The 15786-nt window shown below is 63.2% G+C and carries 16 protein-coding genes; 9 read left to right on the top strand and 7 right to left on the bottom strand.

What is annotated here, in order from left to right; genetic code table 11:
- Positions 1–3 precede the first annotated feature (3 nt).
- Both kdpE and JWZ97_RS18585 read left to right on the top strand, forming a co-directional pair.
- The gene (gene kdpE, locus JWZ97_RS18580) at positions 4–699 is read left to right on the top strand and encodes a two-component system response regulator KdpE (protein WP_205432184.1); all 696 of its coding nucleotides are present in this window, start codon (positions 4–6) and stop codon (positions 697–699) included.
- A gap of 251 nt (positions 700–950) precedes the next feature.
- Positions 951–1823 (top strand): HDOD domain-containing protein, encoded by an 873-nt coding sequence (locus JWZ97_RS18585; protein ID WP_205432186.1) that lies wholly within the window; start codon positions 951–953, stop codon positions 1821–1823.
- Positions 1824–1919: 96 nt separating this feature from the next.
- On the opposite strand, the gene JWZ97_RS18590 is transcribed toward JWZ97_RS18585, so the two are convergent.
- The 5 genes from JWZ97_RS18590 to JWZ97_RS18610 form a co-directional block, all read right to left on the bottom strand.
- The gene (locus JWZ97_RS18590) at positions 1920–2165 is read right to left on the bottom strand and encodes a formate dehydrogenase subunit delta (protein WP_205432188.1); all 246 of its coding nucleotides are present in this window, start codon (positions 2163–2165) and stop codon (positions 1920–1922) included.
- Between the two features lie 49 nt (positions 2166–2214).
- The gene (gene fdhD / locus JWZ97_RS18595) at positions 2215–3090 is read right to left on the bottom strand and encodes a formate dehydrogenase accessory sulfurtransferase FdhD (protein WP_205432189.1); all 876 of its coding nucleotides are present in this window, start codon (positions 3088–3090) and stop codon (positions 2215–2217) included.
- An 8-nt stretch (positions 3091–3098) separates the two neighbouring features.
- Positions 3099–5945 carry a formate dehydrogenase subunit alpha gene (fdhF, locus tag JWZ97_RS18600; protein WP_205432190.1) on the bottom strand — a complete coding sequence of 949 codons (2847 nt, stop codon included), beginning with the start codon at positions 5943–5945 and terminating at the stop codon, positions 3099–3101.
- A gap of 75 nt (positions 5946–6020) precedes the next feature.
- Complete coding sequence (locus tag JWZ97_RS18605) at positions 6021–7574, bottom strand: NADH-quinone oxidoreductase subunit NuoF (protein WP_205432191.1); 1554 nt, start codon at positions 7572–7574, stop codon at positions 6021–6023.
- The gene (locus JWZ97_RS18610; protein WP_205432192.1) at positions 7571–8047 is read right to left on the bottom strand and encodes a formate dehydrogenase subunit gamma; all 477 of its coding nucleotides are present in this window, start codon (positions 8045–8047) and stop codon (positions 7571–7573) included. The genes JWZ97_RS18605 and JWZ97_RS18610 overlap by 4 nt, the downstream gene beginning before the upstream one ends.
- Before the next feature lie 288 nt (positions 8048–8335).
- Between JWZ97_RS18610 and JWZ97_RS18615 the strand changes: the two genes are divergently transcribed.
- The 3 genes from JWZ97_RS18615 (at position 8336) to JWZ97_RS18625 (ending at position 10102) form a co-directional block, all read left to right on the top strand.
- Positions 8336–8761 (top strand): secondary thiamine-phosphate synthase enzyme YjbQ, encoded by a 426-nt coding sequence (locus JWZ97_RS18615; RefSeq protein WP_205432193.1) that lies wholly within the window; start codon positions 8336–8338, stop codon positions 8759–8761.
- 22 nt (positions 8762–8783) lie between these two features.
- Positions 8784–9260 (top strand): DUF411 domain-containing protein, encoded by a 477-nt coding sequence (locus tag JWZ97_RS18620; RefSeq protein WP_205432194.1) that lies wholly within the window; start codon positions 8784–8786, stop codon positions 9258–9260.
- Positions 9261–9448: 188 nt separating this feature from the next.
- Positions 9449–10102 (top strand): alpha/beta hydrolase, encoded by a 654-nt coding sequence (locus tag JWZ97_RS18625; protein WP_205432195.1) that lies wholly within the window; start codon positions 9449–9451, stop codon positions 10100–10102.
- A gap of 4 nt (positions 10103–10106) precedes the next feature.
- Here JWZ97_RS18625 and JWZ97_RS18630 read toward each other — a convergent pair whose 3' ends face one another.
- Complete coding sequence (locus JWZ97_RS18630; protein WP_205432196.1) at positions 10107–11039, bottom strand: DUF2167 domain-containing protein; 933 nt, start codon at positions 11037–11039, stop codon at positions 10107–10109.
- A gap of 215 nt (positions 11040–11254) precedes the next feature.
- Between JWZ97_RS18630 and JWZ97_RS18635 the strand changes: the two genes are divergently transcribed.
- The 4 genes from JWZ97_RS18635 to JWZ97_RS18650 are packed head-to-tail and all read left to right on the top strand — an operon-like array spanning position 11255 to position 14807.
- Positions 11255–11713, top strand: a complete 459-nt coding sequence (locus JWZ97_RS18635; protein WP_205432197.1) for a hypothetical protein — start codon at positions 11255–11257, stop codon at positions 11711–11713.
- Between the two features lie 39 nt (positions 11714–11752).
- Entirely contained in the window at positions 11753–12379 is a 627-nt protein-coding gene (locus tag JWZ97_RS18640; RefSeq protein WP_205432199.1) for a DUF2760 domain-containing protein, read from the top strand.
- A complete protein-coding gene (locus JWZ97_RS18645) occupies positions 12376–14340 on the top strand; it encodes an Hsp70 family protein (RefSeq protein WP_205432201.1) in 1965 nt (654 codons plus the stop codon). Before JWZ97_RS18640 ends, JWZ97_RS18645 begins: the two co-directional genes overlap by 4 nt.
- Positions 14341–14381: 41 nt before the next feature.
- Positions 14382–14807, top strand: a complete 426-nt coding sequence (locus JWZ97_RS18650; RefSeq protein ID WP_205432203.1) for a GNAT family acetyltransferase — start codon at positions 14382–14384, stop codon at positions 14805–14807.
- Between the two features lie 220 nt (positions 14808–15027).
- Here JWZ97_RS18650 and JWZ97_RS18655 read toward each other — a convergent pair whose 3' ends face one another.
- Complete coding sequence (locus JWZ97_RS18655) at positions 15028–15678, bottom strand: hypothetical protein (protein ID WP_205432205.1); 651 nt, start codon at positions 15676–15678, stop codon at positions 15028–15030.
- Between the last annotated feature and the right edge of the window lie 108 nt (positions 15679–15786).

Genomic DNA, 15786 nt, shown 5'->3' on the forward strand with positions numbered 1-15786 from the left:
CCCGTGGCCTCGCCCGCTCCGACCATCGTGGTGATCGAGGACGACCCGCCTATCCGGCGCTTTCTCCGCACCGGCCTGAGCGCCCAGGGGTTCAATGTGTTCGAGGCGGAAACCGGCCGGCAGGGCATCGTCGAGGCCGGAGTGCGCAAACCCGATCTGATCATCCTCGACTTAGGCTTGCCGGATACCGACGGCGTGGAGGTGGTGAAGGCCATACGTGGCTGGTCCGCCATGCCTATCATCGTTCTTTCCGCGCGGAGTTCCGAACAGCACAAGATCGAGGCCCTGGACGCCGGAGCGGACGATTATCTGACCAAGCCCTTCGGTTTGGGCGAATTGCTGGCGAGGATACGGGTCGCCCTGCGGCACGGCGCGAGAGCTGCTGACGATGCGGGCGGCGGGGTATTCGAGGCCGGCAAGCTGCGCGTCGATCTGGTCAATCGCCGGGTTTTCGTCGAAGGTGCCGAGGTCCATCTCACGCCCATCCAGTATCGCCTGCTCGCCCTGCTGGTGAAAAATGCGGGCAAGGTGCTGACTCAGCGTCAGATCCTCAAGGAAGTCTGGGGTCCCGCCTATGCGGAGAACGCGCATTACCTGAGGATTTATATGAGTCAGCTGCGGCAAAAATTGGAGGAGGATCCGGCCAGACCGAGATATTTGCTGACCGAGTTGGGGGTCGGCTATCGCTTCAAACCCTGATTCCGCAGCCGTGTGCGGTCCATCTGCCGGGCGGCGTGGAAGGCAAATTCCGCAAGCATGGACGGTCGGCGAGCGGGCCGTTTCGGACTGTGGCCGGGTCCGAAACGCGCAAGCCCGGACCGGCCGACGACGGCCAAGGCTGTCCCGGGCGGGCCCGCTTCCGTTCGGTCGAGGTGCGAAGGCCGATTCGTGCCGATTGGACTAAATTTGTCTGCAGATTTTTCCCAGGCAGAAACTCGAGAGGTATTGTTATGAATGCGGCATCGCTCGCCGAGCGGGTGGGGTCCTTGTTGTGTCTGCCGGACGCGGTCGTCCAGCTCAACAAGCTGATCGATGATCCCCATGCGCGGAATGTCGATCTGACGGAAATCATCAGTCAGGACCCGGGTCTGAGTGTACGCGTGCTCCGGCTGGTCAACAGCCCACATTTCGCATTTGTCAACCGCGTGGGCTCGCTGTCTCACGCTATCACGGTTTTAGGCAGGCAGGAGCTCAGGAAGCTGGCCATGGCCGCCGGTATGGCGGAAGCCTTTCAGGGAATACCGCGGGAATCGGTGGACATGGATACTTTCTGGTGCAACAGCGTGACTTGCGCGACCCTGGCCGAACTGCTCGCCGGGCGCTGCCGGCAGAGCCGCGAAATCGCCTACCTTTCGGGCCTGTTGCACGGGATAGGCCGCTTGGTCTTCTATACGCTCGCTCCGGACGATTATCGCCGGGTGCTGGCGCTCAGCCCCGATCAGACGGAGCAAAGCCTCATTGCCGCCGAGCGCGAGGTGTTCGGTTTCGATCACGCGGAGCTCGGCGCGGAACTGTGCCGGCTTTGGCACTTACCCCTGCAGTTGCAGCAAACGCTCAGATATCACCTGAATCCGCTGGAAGCGTCCGATGACGACATGCCGGGCGTGGCCATACTCCACGTCGCCGCGGACATGGCTTCGGGGATTGCACCCAGCACCCAGGTTGAACGTTACGCCAAGGATTACGTCCCGGGTTTCGTTCCGGAGGTTTGGCGTGAGCTCGATCAGCCTGAGGAACGCATACCGGAGTTTCTGCAGATCGCCTTGATGCGCGGGTTCGAAACGCTGCAAATCGTCAGCCCCTCCGCGATGATGGTTTATTGACGGCTCCGTGGCCAAGCGCTCGCGCCAAATTCGCCGCGCAAAAAAGCCGCTGTCTCGACGAGCGCAGCGGCTTTTATTCACGTATCGGATTTATCGCTAGCCGTCGCCGCACTGAGTCAGAGCGGCGTTCTCTTCCGCCAGCAGGCGTACCGATTCGCGCGTCAACTCCCTGAGACCCTCACCACCTTCGTCGTAGTGCTTGATGATTTGCTTGCGCATGCGCGGATCCCAGAACTTTTTCAGATGGTCGGCCACGGCGTGCACCGCCGCCTCATGGTCGGGATCGGACTGGAAGAAGTCGCCTATGTTGTTGGCCATTTTGACGAGATTTTCGATGTGCATGTCGTGATGTGTGGTCGATGATGAACAGGGATACGGATAATGTTGCGGTTCAAGTTAAACGCCAGGGATGGGCGTAGACGACATGGCTGTCGTCGCGCGCGAATCCGACCAAGGTCAAACCCGTTTCCTTGGCCAGGCGGATGGCGAGACCGGTGGGGGCGGAAACGGCCGCCATGAGGCCTATGCCGGCCGAGGCGCATTTCTGCACCATCTCGTAGCTCGCCCGGCTGGTGACCAGGACATAGCCTTCTTCCCGCGGGGTCCGGCTCAACATGCCGATCAGCTTGTCGAGCGCGTTGTGGCGGCCCACGTCTTCACGCACACCGGCTATGCCCCGGCCCGGCAAGACCCAGGCGGCGGCATGTACCGCTCCGGTCAGGCGGTTGATTTCCTGTTTGGCGCGCAAATTCTGCAGCGCGCCATGTAGATCCGTCGGGCTCACCCGGATGTCGCTTTTGACCGGGGCGGGACGGCGTATCGCCTGGCGCAGGCTGGTCGTGCCGCATAAGCCGCAGCCGGTGCGCCCGGTCAGATTGCGCTCGCGTCCGGCCAAGGCATCCTGGTTTTGCGTAACCAGCCGTATCCGTACCTCGATGCCTTCCGAGCGGTGATGCACGCGTATGGCTTCGATTTCCGTCAACGAGCCAACGATGCCTTCCGTGAGACTGAAGCCAAGCGCGAAGTCTTCCAGGTCGAGCGGCGTGGCCAGCATGACCACGTGCGGCTGACCGTTGTAGACCAGAACCACCGGGACTTCCTCGGCAACCCAGTCCTGCTTCGCGCCGACGCCGTTTTCGTTCCAGCGCTCGACTTCGACACTACGGTAGCTGGGCCAGGACCAGCCTTGGGGTTCCAACTCCCGGAGATGTTCGGCGAGCGCGGTCTCGGAAAAAGCCGGATCCGTCTTTTCCGCGGCCGCGCTCATGCCATGCCTCAGCCTTCCGCCGCGGTGGCCTGATCCAGCAGGGCCAGCTGCTTTTCGCTGAATGCCTGATATTCCTGCTGCCAGGCCGACGGCGAATTGACCTTGGTCACCTGCACCGCCGTCACCTTGTATTCGGGGCAGTTGGTCGCCCAGTCGGAATTGTCGGTGGTGATGACGTTGGCGCCCGATTCCGGAAAGTGGAAGGTGGTGTACACCACGCCCGGTTGCATGCGCTCGCTGACCGAAGCGCGCAATACCGTCTCGCCGGCCCGGCTCTTGATGCCGACCCAGTCACCGTCGTTGATGCCGCGCAGCTCGGCGTCGTGCGGATGGATTTCCAGCCTGTCCTCGGAGTGCCATTGGCTGTTGGGCGTGCGCCGGGTCTGGGCGCCGACGTTGTACTGCGACAGGATGCGGCCGGTGGTCAGGATGAAGGGGAAGCGGCTGCTGGTGCGTTCCTGGGTCGCCACGTATTCGGTCGGCATGAAGCGGCCCTTGCCGCGCACGAACTGATCGACATGCATGGTCGGCGTGCCGTCCGGTGCCTGCTCGTTGCAGGGCCATTGCACGCTGCCCAGTTCATCCAGTTTCTTGAAGCTGACGCCGTGGAAGGTGGGCACCAGGCGGGCGATCTCGTCCATGATCTCCGACGCATGCGAGTAGTTCATCGGATAGCCCAGCGCGTTGGACAGCAACTGGGTGACCTGCCAGTCCTCGTAGCCTGCCAAGGGCGGCATGACTCGGCGTACCGGCGAGATGCGGCGCTCGGCATTGGTGAAGGTGCCGCTCTTTTCCAGGAAGGATGCGCCCGGCAGGAAGACGTGGGCGAACTTCGCGGTTTCGTTCAGGAACAAGTCCTGCACAACCACGCATTCCATGGCTTCCAGCGCGGCGAATACATGCTGGGTGTCCGGATCGGACTGGGCGATGTCTTCGCCTTCGCAGTAGAGGCCCTTGAAGGAACCGTCCAGCGCGGCGGAGAACATGTTGGGGATGCGCAGGCCCGGTTCGGATTCCAGCGTGGCGCCCCAGGCGGATTCGAAGAGCGAGCGGGTTTCGAAGTCCGAGACGTGGCGGTAGCCCGGCAGTTCGTGCGGGAAGGAGCCCATGTCGCAGGAGCCCTGCACGTTGTTCTGCCCGCGCAGCGGGTTCACGCCCACGCCTTCGCGGCCGATGTTGGCGGTGGCCATGGCCAGGTTGGCGATGCCTATCACCGTGGTCGAACCCTGGCTGTGCTCGGTCACGCCCAAACCGTAGTAGATGGCCGCATTGCCGCCGGTGGCGTAGAGGCGCGCGGCTGCGCGCACGTCGGCCGCCGGTACGCCGGTGACGGATTCGGTCGCCTCGGGCGAGTTGCGCTCCTGGGCGACGAAATCGCGCCATTTCTTGAAGGACTCGACGTCGCAGCGCGCGTTGACGAAGTCTTCCTGCACCAGGCCTTCGGTGACGATGACATGGCCGATCGCGTTGATCAGGGCGACATTGGTGCCCGGCTTGAGCTTCAGGTGCTGCTCGGCCTGGATGTGCGGCGACTTGACCAGGTCGATGGCGCGCGGATCGGCGACGATCAGCTTGGCGCCCTGGCGCAGGCGCTTTTTCATCAGCGAGCCGAAGACCGGGTGGCCGTCGGTCGGATTGGCGCCGATCACCAGGATGACGTCGGATTTCAGGACGGAGTCGAAGGTCTGGGTGCCGGCGGATTCGCCCAGGGTCTGCTTGAGGCCGTAACCGGTGGGCGAATGACAGACGCGGGCGCAGGTGTCGACGTTGTTGTTGCCGAAGGCCGCGCGGACCAGTTTCTGGACCAGGTAGCCTTCTTCGTTGGTGCAGCGGCTGGAGACCAGGCCGCCCACGGCGTGGCGGCCGTATTTACCCTGGATGCGCTTGAATTCGGAGGCCGCATAGCCGATGGCTTCTTCCCAGCTTACCTTCTGCCACGGGTCGTGGATGGACTTGCGTATCATCGGGGAGGTGATGCGGTCCGGATGGGTCGCATAGCCGAAGGCGAAACGGCCCTTGACGCAGGAATGACCGTGGTTGGCCTGGCCGTTCTTATCCGGCACCATGCGCACGATTTCGGCGCCTTTCATCTCCGCCTTGAAGGAACAGCCGACGCCGCAGTAGGCGCAGGTAGTAGTGATGCTGTGGTCGGCTTGACCCTTTTCGATGACCGATTTTTCCATCAGCGTGGCGGTCGGGCAGGCCTGCACACAGGCGCCGCAGGACACGCATTCGGATTCCATGAAGGGTTCCAACTGGCCGGGCGAGACCTTGGATTCGAAGCCGCGGCCGTCCAGGGTCAGGGCGAAGGTGCCCTGGGTCTGTTCGCAAGCGCGCACGCAACGCGAGCAGACGATGCACTTGCTGGGATCGAAGCTGAAATAGGGGTTGCTGTGGTCTTTCTCGGACTTGAGGTGGTTCTTGCCCTCGTAGCCGTAGCGCACTTCGCGCAGGCCCACCGCGCCGGCCATGTCCTGCAGTTCGCAGTTGCCGTTGGCGGAACAGGTCAAACAGTCCAGCGGATGATCGGAGATGTACAGCTCCATCACGCCGCGGCGTATCTGCGCCAGCTTGTCGTTCTGGGTCTCGACCTTCATGCCCTCGTAGACGGGGGTGGTGCAGGAGGCGGGATAGCCACGCCCGCCCTGCACCTGCACCACGCACAAACGGCAGGAGCCGAAGGGCTCCAGGCTGTCGGTGGCGCAGAGTTTGGGTATCTCTATGCCTATGCTGGAGGCCGCGCGCATCACCGAAGTGCCTTCCGGCACGGTGACATCGAAGCCGTCGATTTGCAGCGTGACCTTCTTTTCGGAAGCGCTGGCCGGGGTGCCGTAATCTTTATCGCGTAGTGACATGAGAGTTACCTCGTTGATTCCGCAGGGGTGGAGTCTACCGCCCGAGTTCGAGGGGGCGTTCCCCGCCCCTAAATATCAAGCAGCCTGTTCTGTCTTGGCCGCGCCGAAGTCTTCCGGAAAATGGTTGAGCGCGCTAAGCACCGGGTAAGGTGTCATGCCGCCCAGGGCGCAGAGCGAGCCGTTCAGCATGGTGTCGCTCAGATCGCGCAGCAAGGCCAGCTGGGCGACGCGCTGCTCGTCGCCGATGATCTTGTCCAGTACCTCCACGCCGCGGGTCGAACCGATGCGGCAGGGGGTGCACTTGCCGCAGGATTCCTCGGCGCAGAATTCCATGGCATAGCGGGCCATATGGGCCATGTCCACGGTGTCGTCGAACACCACGATGCCACCGTGCCCGAGTACCGCCCACAGTGCGGCGAAGGCTTCGTAGTCCAGCGGCGTGTCGAATTGCGATTCCGGCATGAAGGCGCCCAGCGGACCGCCGACCTGCACCGCGCGGATCGGTCGACCCGTCGCCGAGCCGCCGCCGTAGTCGTACAGAATCTCGCGCAGGGTGACGCCGAAGGCTTTTTCGATCAGACCCGGACGCTTGATGTTGCCGGCCAGCTGGATGGGCAGGGTGCCGCGCGAACGGCCCATGCCGAAATCGCGGTAATAGTCGCCGCCCTTGTCCAGGATGATGGGCACGGAAGCCAGGGAGATGACGTTGTTGATCACCGTCGGCTTGCCGAACAGGCCTTCGATGGCCGGCAGCGGCGGCTTGAAGCGGACCAGCCCGCGCTTGCCTTCCAGGCTTTCCAGCAGGGCGGTTTCCTCGCCGCAGACATAGGCGCCGGCGCCGAGGCGGACTTCCAGGTCGAAGGCCTTGCCGCTGCCCAGGATGCTCTTGCCCAGGTAGCCGGCCTTGTAGGCGGCGGCGATGGCGGCGTTCAGGTTCTTGTAGGCGTGCGGATATTCGACGCGCAGATAGATGTAGCCCTGCGTCGCACCCACGGCCAGGCCGGCGATGGTCATGCCCTCGATCAGCACGAAGGGGTCGCCTTCCATGATCATGCGGTCGGAGAATGTGCCGGAGTCGCCTTCGTCGGCGTTGCAGACGATGTATTTCTGGTCCGCCGGCGCGTTCAGCACCGTGTTCCACTTGATGCCGGTGGGGAAGGCGGCGCCGCCGCGTCCGCGCAGGCCGGAATCGGTCACCTGCTTGACGATGTCGGCGGGCGCCAGCTTCAGGGCGTTCTTCAGGCCGCGATAGCCTTCGTGAGTCAGATAATCGTCCAGGCTGACGGGGTCGGTGATGCCCACGCGCGCATTGGTCAGGCGTTCCTGGTTCTTCAGATAGGGGATTTCCTCGGTCGGCCCGAGCGACAGGGCGTGTTGGCCACCCTTGAGGAAGTCGGCGTCGAACAGCGCGGGCACGTCCTTGGCCTGGACCGGACCGTAAGCAATGCGTCCCTTGGACGTTTCCACTTCGACCAGGGGCTCCAGCCAGAACAGGCCGCGCGAGCCGTTACGCACCAGATTGATCGCTACGCCGCGCGTCTCGGCTTCGGCAGCGATGGCCTTGGCGACTTTTTCCGCTCCCAGCGACAGAGCGCTGGAGTCTATGGGTACATAAACCGTGATGCTCATGCCTGCCCCCGGGCTTCTTCCAGAATTTCATCGAAACGCTGCGGCGTGACCCGCCCGTAGATTTCGCCGTCCACCGTGAGGGCCGGCGAGCAGGCGCAATTGCCCAGGCAGTAGACCGGTTCCAGGCTGAACTGGCCGTCGGCCGTGGTTTCATGGAAACCGACGCCGAGCTTTTCCTTGACGTATTTCTCCAGGCTGGCGCTGCCCATGGACTGGCAGGACTCGGCGCGGCACAGATGAAGCGTGTGTTTGCCCGGCGGAGTATCGCGGAAATAGTGATAGAAGGTGATGACGCCATGAACCTCGGCGCGGGACAGATTCAGCGCGCTGGCGATCAGGGGCACGCTGTCGGGTGGAATGTAGCCCAGGCTGTCCTGGATGCCGTGCAGGATCGGCAGCAAGGCGCCGGGTTGGTCTTGGAGCTCCGCAATCACCCGGGTGACTGCGCTCTTGTCCCATACATGCTGAGTCATCGCGTTCTCATCGATAATACGTCTGTAATAATCCGCCAGCCTAAGACAGGCGAGGCGCGAATTGTATGCATAAAAGCATAAAAATTGGAAAATAAAAACGACGGACTTTCTAGTGGCTTTCCCTGTGGCACATAAGGCCTGTCGCCCGGTCTACGTGGCTTTCGGCGGCTCGTCGTCAGCGCTTGGCCGCCAGGGCAAACATTACATTTCCTATTAGGAGCCGATCTTCGCAAGGCGGGGATGGTGTGATACGGTAGGCCGGTTACCCTGCCGTTTTCCTCGTCCCCGATGTGGATACAAAAACAGCTCGTCCTCAAGGCCCGGTCGCGCGGCTTTCATCTGGTCACCGCCGAAATTCTCGGGGCTTTGCCGGAACTGCGGCAGATTCGGGTCGGCTTGGCCCATTTCTTCATCCAGCACACCTCCGCCTCCCTGGCCATCAACGAAAACGCCGATCCCAGCGTACGGGCCGATCTGGAATCCCATTTCGACAGGCTGGCTCCGGAAGGCGCGGCGCATTACACCCATACCCTGGAAGGCGACGACGACATGCCGGCACATATCAAGGCTTGCGTCCTCGGATCGAGCGTCACCGTGCCGATAGGCCAGGGCCGGCTGCTTTTGGGAACCTGGCAGGGCATCTATCTGGGCGAGCATCGCGATAGGGGCGGCGCCCGCTCCCTGGTCGCCACCCTGCAGGGTGAAACCGAATAACTTTTCTCCAAGAGTCACGATCATGAAAAAAATCTTGTCCGCGCCGATCCTGTTCACTTTCCTCTCTCCCGCCTGGGCCGGAAGCGTCTGGGACCAGCCCACCGAAGCTTTGGCCAAGCCGGTCGAGATGACCGTTTACCGCAGCCCCACCTGCGGATGCTGCGGCCAGTGGATAGAGCACATGAAGAAACAGGGCTTCGTCATCAAGGACATCAAGCGCGAGGACATGGACGCCTTGAAAAAGCAGCTGGGTATACCCTCGGAACTACAGTCCTGCCATACCGCCAAGGTCGGCGACTATGTGATCGAGGGCCACGTGCCAGCGGCGGACGTGAAGAAGCTGTTGAAAGAGAAGTCCGCCCTGGCCGGCCTGACCGTGCCCGGCATGGTGGCCGGATCACCGGGCATGGAAGTGGGCGGGAACAAACAGGCTTTCGAGGTCGTCGGCTTCGACAAGACAGGCAAGGCCGCGCCGGTCAAGACCTACGACCGCTACTGAGCCCGCTCAGCCGAAGCGGTAGTGCTTGTTGATCCGGTGACGGTTCTCCCAGGTCAGCGTATTCCGCCGCACGAAAGGTTAACATTCGGTGGAATACGCTTCGCTATTCCACCCTTGAATTTTGAGATCATGAGCAGGAGCTTAACGAACCCGAATTTTCCCTTTCCGGCGCGGCGGAGGCGGGGAGGGTGAGCAGGCATGAGCACATTTTTGTCGACGGGCCGGACGGCAGGCTCGAGGTTTTTGTCGAACCTCAGGAGTTGCACCAGGGCATCGCCCTGATTTCCCATCCTCATCCGCTCTTCGGCGGCACCGCCGACAACAAGGTGGTGACTACCCTGGCCCGCGCCTTCCGCGATTTGGGCTGCGTGACGCTGCGGCCCAGCTTTCGGGGCGTCGGCGGTTCCGAAGGCGCTCATGATCACGGCGGCAAGGAGACCCGTGATCAGCAGCACCTACTGGATTGGGCTCACGGACGTTACGGTCTGGAACTACCGGTCTACCTCGCCGGCTTTTCCTTCGGGGCCTACGTCACCACGCTGCTCGCCAGGCGTTTGGCCGATGAGGGCAGGCCCGCTCGGCGCCTGGTGCTCGTGGGCACCGTTGCCGGTTTCATCGAGGGAGCGCGGCACTACGAAACTCCCGAGGTGGCGCGCGACACCCTGGTGATACACGGCGAGCGCGACGACATAGTGCCGCTGGCCAATGTTTTGGCGTGGGCCGAGCCCCAGGAGTTGCCGGTGACCGTGATTCCCGGCGCGGACCATTTTTTCCACCGCAAACTGCCCATCATCCGCGACCTTGTCACGCGCGGCATCGCCGGCACAGCCAATGTGAGATGAGGTCTCAGGCTTCCAGCGTGTCCGTTCCCTTGCGGCGGCCGAAGCGCTTGCCGAACAGGCCCAGCAGGGCGATGACGGAAACGGCGGCGATCTTGCCGAACTTGGCCAGATAAATCGCGGCCAGGGCGAACAAGCCCAGCTTCTTGGCGGCGATGCCGCCCACCAGCGCGGCCAGGCCGTATTCGGCGACATGGTCGCTGCCGGCATCGAAATCCTGGTAACGCTTGCCGTCGTGGTAATCGAGGGAGGCCAGCAGGGTTTGCGCGACGGGTTTGCGGCTTTCCAGTTCGTCCAGACCGGTCACCAGGTTGAGGCTGATGTAGCCTTCGCGGCCCAGGGCGTAAGTGTTGTAGTTCACGCTCTGCAGTTCCCCTTCCCCCGCGTTTTTTCCCCGCACGGCGAGAGACCAGACCAGCCGGTGCTCGTCCGGATCGTAAGCGGGCGCTTGCACCCAGCCCACCACCTCCAGTTGTCCCAGACCGCGTTCGGCGCGCACCTGGTTGATTTCGTCGGCGCTGCGTTTCAGGGTGTCGAGCAACTCGTCGAGATCCCAGGCTTTCGCGTCGTCGTCCTTGATGTAGCCGGATTTTTCGAAGCTGGCGGCGACCATCCAGCCCTTTTGTTCTCCGTCCGGCAGGATCAGCCCGAGAAAGCTGTCGCCCCCCGGATTGCCCATGGCTTCCATGAGGCGTCGGGCCTGGCTGGTGGGGACGAAGGCATAGCCTGCCGGCAGGCTGAGGATGGCCTGGTCGGCCAGCTCGATCTCGCTCGGCCCGTGGACGGTGGCGTCCTTCACCGCTTGCAGGCTGGCTTGAAGCTCCGTTCGTGGCCCGGAGTTTTCGTTTTCCGCCCACGCGGTCTGAACCAGGATGGACAGGCAGAACAGCGCAAGCAGGCGCCAGGGATGCAGTGTGGAGAAATACATGGGATATCGCATGAGGGAAGTTCTTGAAATAGTGAGGTCCGCGCCGGGCGCGGGCGCTTGCGGACTAGGGTAACAGGATCTCGGACCGTTCGGAGACTCGCGCGGCCTCTTGGGGGCCGCAAGCCTTCCGTTTTCCGTACTTCCCTGGCGGGTAGGTTTAGGCCGCGGTCGCCAGTTGGCGTAAAATCGCGTGCCTATCCGCCCCTGTTGCTTGAGGAGTATTCACCATGCGTTTTCCCGTCACCCTTCTACTCGCCGGCCTGGTGCTGGCAGGTTGCAAGTCCGATCCGCCTCAGGAAGAGCCGGTGTCGGATACCTTGGCCGGCAAGGGCGAATGGCAGGCTTCCACCCTGCCGCCCGAGACCATCGCCAAGATCAATGCCGTCAATCTGGATTACCAGAAATGTCTGGATGCCCAACTCGGCGCCCTGGCCGACCGGGAAGGCGATCCGCGCGCCATCGGCGATCTGGTGTTGCGTAATTGCGAAGACAAGCTGACGCCGATCAAGACCGCGCTGGATGCGCATGGAGTTCCCGGCCAGATCGGCGAGCGTTATCTGCGCAAGAACCGCAGCCAGGGCGCGCAACGGGTGATGCGCACCGTTCAGTTCGTCCAGGCTCAGCGCGCCGCGGAGCAGGAAGAAGCCCAACAGGCGTCCTCCTCTGCGCAGGGCAAGAAGAAATAAAGCCGGGGGCGACGCCCCTCAACCCAGCCGAGTACACCCATGAAATTCGATCTGAGCATCATCCCGACGACTTATGACACGGTCCACGCCGCCTTGATCGCCACGGTGGCCGGTTTGTTCTTCCTGCAGTTTTTGTTCTTGCTGGTGGCCTGGCTGGCCCTGCGCAAGAAGTGCAAGCCGGCCGAGGCCCGCCTGGAACCCGCTCCTGCCAGGCCGGCCGCCGCGGAAGCGCCGGCCCCGGTCGTCAAGACCGAGGTCAGGACCGAAACAGTCGTCGTCAAGGAGGCCACGCCGGATGCGGCGCTGCAATTGCTGGGCTTGTTGCAGAAGGAAGCGCGCTTCGTCGATTTCATCCAGGAAAACATCGGCAGCTATTCCGACGCCGAGATCGGCGCGGCGGCCCGCGTGGTGCACGAGGGTTGCAGCAAGGTATTCAAGCAGCATTTCGAGCTGGAGACGGTACGGTCCGAAACCGAGGGCAATCGCATCACCCTGCCCAAGGGCTTCGACGCCTCGGCCGTCCGCCTGAGCGGCAACATCGTCGGCGAGGCGCCGTTCACCGGCACCCTGGTCCATCGCGGCTGGAAGGTGAAAAACATCACCCTGCCCAAGATCACCGAAGGGCATGACGTGAGGATCGTCGCCGCGGCGGAGGTGGAACTGTGAGCGAGCCCCGTTATTCGGTCGGCATCGACCTGGGCACCACCAACAGCGTCATTTCCTATCTGGAACTGAGCCAGGCGGACGGCGAACATGCGCCGCTGGAAGTGGTCGCCATCCCCCAGTTGGTCAGCCCCGGTGCGGTGGGCGACAAGAAACAACTGCCGTCCTTTTTATATCAGGCGCATGAGGCCGAACTGGCGCCGGGCGATGTGGCCTTGCCCTGGGACGAACATCCGGAGGCCATCGTCGGCGAGCTCGCCCGCCAGTTGGGCGGCAAGACGCCCATCCGGCTGGTCGCGAGCGCCAAGAGCTGGTTGTGCCACAGCGGGGTCGATTGCCGCGCCGCCATCCTGCCCATCCAGGCGCCGGAAGAGGTACAGCGGGTTTCGCCCCTGCAGGCTTCCATCCATTACCTGCGCCATCTGCGCGACGCCTGGAATGCTCAATACCCCGATGCGCCGCTGAGCGAGCAGGAATTGGTCATCACCGTGCCGGCTTCGTTCGACCCGGCCGCGCGCGAGCTGACCGTAGAGGCGGCCCACGCCGTCGGGTTGCGCCAGGCCATATTGCTGGAAGAGCCGCAATCGGCGCTGTACAGCTGGATACAGAGCAGCGGCGGCGCCTGGCGCGAGCAGGTCAAGACGGGCGACATCATCCTGGTCGTGGATGTCGGCGGCGGGACCGCCGACCTTTCCCTGATCGCCGTGACCGAGGACGAAGGCAATCTGGTGCTCAACCGCATCGCCATTGGCGACCACATCCTGCTCGGCGGCGACAACATGGATCTAGCGCTCGCCTACGTGCTCAAGCTGAAACTGGAAAAGGAAGGCAAACGCCTGGAGCCCTGGCAGATCCAGGCGCTCACCCACAGTTGCCGCGATGCCAAGGAAACCCTGCTGGCCGATCCGAACGTCGCGGAGATTCCTGTTGTGGTGCCTAGCCGCGGCTCCTCGTTGATCGGTGGCACCCTCAGGACTTCGCTGACCCGCGAGGAAGTTTCCCGCACCCTGGTGGAAGGATTCTTTCCCAGGGTCACTGTCACCGACAAACCGGCGGTGCAGGCGCGCACCGGTCTGACCACGCTGGGTCTGCCGTACGCCAAGGACGCCCGCATCACCGTTCATCTGGCCGGCTTTCTCAGCCGACAGCTCAACGCGACCAGCGAACTCGGCGGATTCGCCCAGCCCGAGGGCGCGCGCTTCATCCATCCCACGGCGCTGTTGCTCAACGGCGGCGTGTTCAAATCCGAGCCCCTGAGCCGGCGCTTGCTGGACGTGCTCAACGACTGGTTGCAATCGGACGGCGCACCCGCGGCGCGCCTGCTGGCCGGCGCCGATCTGGATCTCGCGGTCGCGCGCGGCGCGGCCTATTACGGCTACGTCCGCCAGGGCAAGGGCGTGCGCATCCGCGGCGGCACGGCGGCGGCCTATTACGTCGGCGTGGAAAGCGCCGTGCCGGCCGTGCCCGGTTTCCCGCCTCCGCTGGAAGCCTTGTGCATCGCGCCTTTCGGCATGGAGGAAGGTACCCGCGCCGAACTACCGCACGACGAATTCGGCCTGGTGGTTGGCGAACCGGTGCGCTTCCGCTTCTTCGGATCCACCCTGCGTCGCGACGATCAGGTCGGCGCGCGCCTGGACTACTGGAGCGAAGGCGAGCTGGAAGAACTGGACGAGATCGAAGTGACGCTCTCGGCCGACCGGCGCCAGATCGGCGAAGTGGTGCCGGTGCATCTCGCCGCCCAGGTCAGCGAGGTCGGCACCTTGCAACTGGAAGCCGTCGCAAGCGGTGGCGAGCGCTGGAAAGTGGAATTCGACGTGAGGGCGGGAGAAGACGCTCCGCGTTCCGCGGAGCCGGCCAATTTCGAGGAAGTGCCGGAGAATCCCGTCGGGCATTTACAGGAGGAAGCATCCTCAGCGGGCGAAGAGGAAGAAGGGAAGAAATCGTTCTGGCCGTTCAACAAATGAACCGACCGGACGCGTCTGCGGGTCCGGGCTACGAGAGCGTGTTGATACGATCTTACGAGTCCGCGGACGAGTCTGCGGTCATCGAACTCTGGCGGCGATGCGAGCTCATCCGCCCGTGGAACGATCCGCACAAGGACATACGGCGCAAGCTCACTACCCAGGCCGAGCTGTTTCTCGTCGGAGTACTGTACGGGGAGATCGTCGGCACGGCCATGGCGGGCTACGACGGCCATCGGGGCTGGGTCAACTACCTCGCCGTCGATCCGGAGCATAGACGCGCGGGCATAGGCCGGCGGCTCATGCGGCGTGCCGAAGAGAATTTGACGGAACTCGGATGCCCCAAGCTGAATCTCCAGGTCCGCACCGGCAACCATGAGGTCCTCGAGTTCTACCGTCGGCTCGGTTACCGGGTCGACGAAGTCGTGAGTCTGGGGAAACGCCTCATTTCCGATACGCCCGAGGTCTGAGGGTCAATCCGGGTGCGTCACTGTGGCTAGCCAGTGTTATTCGGGCCGGTGAACGCGTCACTTGTGCGACGGTTTGTTTATTAACCTGGCCCACATGTCATGGTGGGAGCGGGTTACAGGCCGCGATCTTCGCGGGCTAAAGCCCGCTCCCACAGAACTGGCCAGGGAAATTTCAGGCGACCTTAATAGCGATAGCACAAGAATTGGCGGCGGTATCCGGCTAAAGCGCCCGGCGTCTTCGCCAGTACCGATAAGCCATCCATCCCACCGGCGCCAATAAGGCGATCGCCAACAGGGCCGTCGGTACCAGGTGGCCGAGGGTCCGGCCGGGATCGCTGCCGACGCACAAGGGGATGCTCAGCCTGTCCTCGTCGCTGAGAGCCTCTGCGCCGCCGCGGGTAAAGACGACGGCATAGCGGCCCTTGCGGTCGAGGTCGACCTGCAATTCGACAACGCCTTTGGCATAGCGTTGCGGGGGGACATCCAGCAGGACGCGCGGATGGTCGGAGCTGACGCTCTGGCCAGGCTCGCTCTCCACATCTTCCGCGACGACTCTTAGCCCTAAGGGTATGCGCGGCAATTCCGGCCCGACCAAATCCGCGGTGAAGTAGACGGTGCCCGGCTCGGGCAGCTCGTGACAATAGGCGCGGAACACTTCTTGAGTGAGCCGCGTGTCCCGATGGGTTTGGGCGGGCTGTACGCGGACGCTGAAATAGACGGAGAAGAATTCCGTGGCGACCGGACAGCCGATATGGGCGTTGCCGGCTTGCGGCGACGGGTTGTCGTTGTAGCCAGGGCTGGTGCAGCCGGCCGCGACCCAGGCTAAAACCGGGATCGCTAAGCACGATAACGCTCGGGTAAGCCAGTTCACGATATACCCTCGGCCGGACGGAGTGGGGTGAGTCGATGATAAGAGAACGGCTGCCGTTGTTCAAAATCCCGCGCCGACCGTAGGCCGGTTCCAACCGAGCCGGTACGC

It is taken from the genome of Methylococcus sp. EFPC2 (genome assembly GCF_016925495.1).
In the GTDB taxonomy this organism is placed as follows: domain Bacteria; phylum Pseudomonadota; class Gammaproteobacteria; order Methylococcales; family Methylococcaceae; genus EFPC2.

Bases quoted from the DNA above. Each gene is read 5' to 3' on its own strand.
- JWZ97_RS18585 (WP_205432186.1), top strand. From the start codon at position 951: ATGAATGCGGCATCGCTCGCCGAGCGGGTGGGGTCCTTGTTGTGTCTG.
- JWZ97_RS18590 (WP_205432188.1), bottom strand. From the start codon at position 2,165: ATGCACATCGAAAATCTCGTCAAAATGGCCAACAACATAGGCGACTTC.
- fdhD (WP_205432189.1), bottom strand. From the start codon at position 3,090: ATGAGCGCGGCCGCGGAAAAGACGGATCCGGCTTTTTCCGAGACCGCG.
- fdhF (WP_205432190.1), bottom strand. From the start codon at position 5,945: ATGTCACTACGCGATAAAGATTACGGCACCCCGGCCAGCGCTTCCGAA.
- JWZ97_RS18605 (WP_205432191.1), bottom strand. From the start codon at position 7,574: ATGAGCATCACGGTTTATGTACCCATAGACTCCAGCGCTCTGTCGCTG.
- JWZ97_RS18610 (WP_205432192.1), bottom strand. From the start codon at position 8,047: ATGACTCAGCATGTATGGGACAAGAGCGCAGTCACCCGGGTGATTGCG.
- JWZ97_RS18615 (WP_205432193.1), top strand. From the start codon at position 8,336: ATGTGGATACAAAAACAGCTCGTCCTCAAGGCCCGGTCGCGCGGCTTT.
- JWZ97_RS18620 (WP_205432194.1), top strand. From the start codon at position 8,784: ATGAAAAAAATCTTGTCCGCGCCGATCCTGTTCACTTTCCTCTCTCCC.
- JWZ97_RS18630 (WP_205432196.1), bottom strand. From the start codon at position 11,039: ATGCGATATCCCATGTATTTCTCCACACTGCATCCCTGGCGCCTGCTT.
- JWZ97_RS18635 (WP_205432197.1), top strand. From the start codon at position 11,255: ATGCGTTTTCCCGTCACCCTTCTACTCGCCGGCCTGGTGCTGGCAGGT.
- JWZ97_RS18640 (WP_205432199.1), top strand. From the start codon at position 11,753: ATGAAATTCGATCTGAGCATCATCCCGACGACTTATGACACGGTCCAC.